Source organism: Halorubrum sp. AJ67, assembly GCF_000513435.1.
Genome location: NZ_CBVY010000026.1, coordinates 15,871 through 18,178 on the forward strand (window position 1 = coordinate 15,871; position 2,308 = coordinate 18,178).

Genomic DNA, 2,308 nt, shown 5'->3' on the forward strand with positions numbered 1-2,308 from the left:
GAGATCGTTCACGCGCGTAACGGGCCGCTACCGGCGTAAACGGTCGAGACGCTTTTACCCGCCCGGACAGAATGGGCAGACCTTCGGCAGGACGAGAGGCGTGACCGCCCGGATCGGGGGCCCTGACCCGGACGAACGGGTTCGGTTCGTGGCCTTGATGGTCGCCGGGGGCGTGGTGGACGCATGAGCGCAGCGTCGACGGTCGTCGGAACGCGGAAGGGGGGATCGCCGTGGTAGGACCGATCTCCGAGGCGGAGCGGGACGCCGGGAACCGGAAAATAAAGCTCGTGTTGCTCGCGATCGTCACCGTCTCGCCGCCGCTGATCGCGCTCCAGCTCAACCCGTCGCCGGTCCAGTTGCTCGCCGCGCTCGGCGGCGGCTTCCTCCTCGGATTGGCGGTCGTGTGGTACCTCGGACGGCTCGCAGCGGAGTTCAGCGGCGGGCGGCGACGACCCGGGCGACGGCGCTGACCCGCCTCTGGCCTCGGGTAAGTACGGCCAGCCTTGTTGAATTCAATAGAAATTGACAATTTTGCTCTCTCAGTCGCTCAGCACAGGTGATCCACATACTGACACACAGTACGGATCTAGCCATGTTATATCAGAATTCTAAAATGATTCGCGGATAGATTCCGCAAGCGGGCGGTGGGGTAATCGTATTTCTCTCCGGTTCGTGGAGGCGGTTGCCTAACCTTATTTACGCGTTCGCAACATCAACAACGTGTGTATCGGCGTTCCCTCCTTGTAGCACTCACTCCCGCTCTCGCCGGCTGCTCGCTTACACCGACTGGCCCCTTAACGGAGTCATACCCGACCAGTGCCCCGAACGTTTTCGCCTCCTTCGACTGGGACCCCGACCGATCTGTACTCATCGTAACGTTCGATCGTGGCAACCGCTTGACGGCCGAAAACACCGGGCGACTCAGTGTAATCACACCAGACCCCGAAGGCGTTGAGACGGTGTGGGTCGACCGGGACGATACCGACACGGCCTCCGAGTTCCCACTTACACCCGGAGCGACGCTACATCACGAGATCTCGGCCCCGGCGACGACCCATGTGGTCTGGGAGGGCCCAGAGCAGCAGAACTCGCAGGCGGTCGGTAACTGGCGGCCGGAGATGACTCGTTCCGAGGGTGGCGAATGAACCGACGGAGGTTCCTCGCCGGGGCGGGCATAACGGCCCTCGGTACGATCACGGGGTACGGTGGCCTCCGGGTTACAGACATTCGTCCATACGACCCGGCGCTGCCGACAGGCGAATCGCCGCGTGAGCGTATTATTGCGGCTGCTCGACATCGCCACGCTGTCGATCATCGAGCCGTCACCAAGGTCCGGGTTCTGGAAGATTGGACCGGTGAGACACCGTATGACCTCGATATCCGCAAGCTGTGGCACGAACCCTCACGACGGCGGCACCTCCACACGCTAACGACGTTCGAGACGCCGCTGACAAACAGCAGTCGTCTCGCGGACGCCCCTGACAGGGAGTACATCACGCCCCATCAGACGCTGTGGGCGCTCCTTCACTACAACCGAGTGCTCAACGATAGTTACGACCTTCCGTTGACGAACGTGCGCTACATCACAGACGGAGCTTGGCTCTATGACCACGATGCGCCGACGCCAGAGGGAGACGCTGTACGCGTCTCAGACAAGCGGAGCGGACACATACCCGACGGTGACTACGAGCGAGCCTTCGAGCCAGTCGGTCGTGATTTCATCCGCCCTCACCGGACCGACTGGACGCGAACCGCTGCCGATGACGCGACCGTCACGTACCGCGTCACCGGAGCAGATGCGTACGCACAGGTCGTTCCACTGCCGTTCGCACCCATTTCGGCGTCGGCGTTCGGCGACTGTTGGATAGAGGTGACACTACACCGTAAGACGGGGCGACTCCGGCGGATCGTCGACAATCGTGCCGTCGTCATTGACCTTCAAGACGGCGCTGGAGAGCGGTCGCTGACGTATCGCATTGAAACCAAGATCGACCGGTACGGGGACACACGCGCGCGCCGGCCGGCTGGGAGCGTTAACCGGAGCCTCGAATCGCGTGTGAGAGCTCTGCTTTTCGATCTGATGAACTACTGATCTCTTACAGGCGGGAGACACGCCGCGTCCTGCTCAATTTTCTCCTGTCGATGAGTAAAACGATCACTCACGAGTGATTTTCATACACACGCGCGCTGTATCTCGCATAGCTATCGGGACATTTCTTTGAGCTAGTAGCAATCTCGACACTCAATAAGCAGATCTCATCGAACGGCTGTTTCGGGCGAGAACATGTCCGGAGAATAGGATATCAGC

The 2,308-nt window shown here is 61.0% G+C and carries 3 protein-coding genes; all 3 read left to right on the plus strand.

Annotated features, from left to right (window positions below):
- The first annotated feature begins 230 nt into the window (after nucleotides 1-230).
- The 3 genes from BN903_RS14320 to BN903_RS14330 all read left to right on the plus strand — a co-directional run bounded on the left by BN903_RS14320 (nucleotide 231) and on the right by BN903_RS14330 (nucleotide 2,092).
- The gene (locus BN903_RS14320) at nucleotides 231-470 is read left to right on the plus strand and encodes a hypothetical protein (RefSeq protein WP_079890691.1); all 240 of its coding nucleotides are present in this window, start codon (nucleotides 231-233) and stop codon (nucleotides 468-470) included.
- Nucleotides 471-722: 252 nt separating this feature from the next.
- Nucleotides 723-1,145, plus strand: coding sequence for a hypothetical protein (locus BN903_RS17715; protein WP_195155825.1), 423 nt, complete (start codon nucleotides 723-725; stop codon nucleotides 1,143-1,145).
- Nucleotides 1,142-2,092 (plus strand): hypothetical protein, encoded by a 951-nt coding sequence (locus tag BN903_RS14330; protein ID WP_048078372.1) that lies wholly within the window; start codon nucleotides 1,142-1,144, stop codon nucleotides 2,090-2,092. The genes BN903_RS17715 and BN903_RS14330 overlap by 4 nt, the downstream gene beginning before the upstream one ends.
- The last annotated feature ends 216 nt before the right edge of the window (nucleotides 2,093-2,308 follow it).

What these genes read in the sequence shown, in the direction of transcription:
- BN903_RS14330 (WP_048078372.1), top strand. Translation starts at nt 1,142, where the DNA reads ATGAACCGACGGAGGTTCCTCGCCGGGGCGGGCATAACGGCCCTCGGT.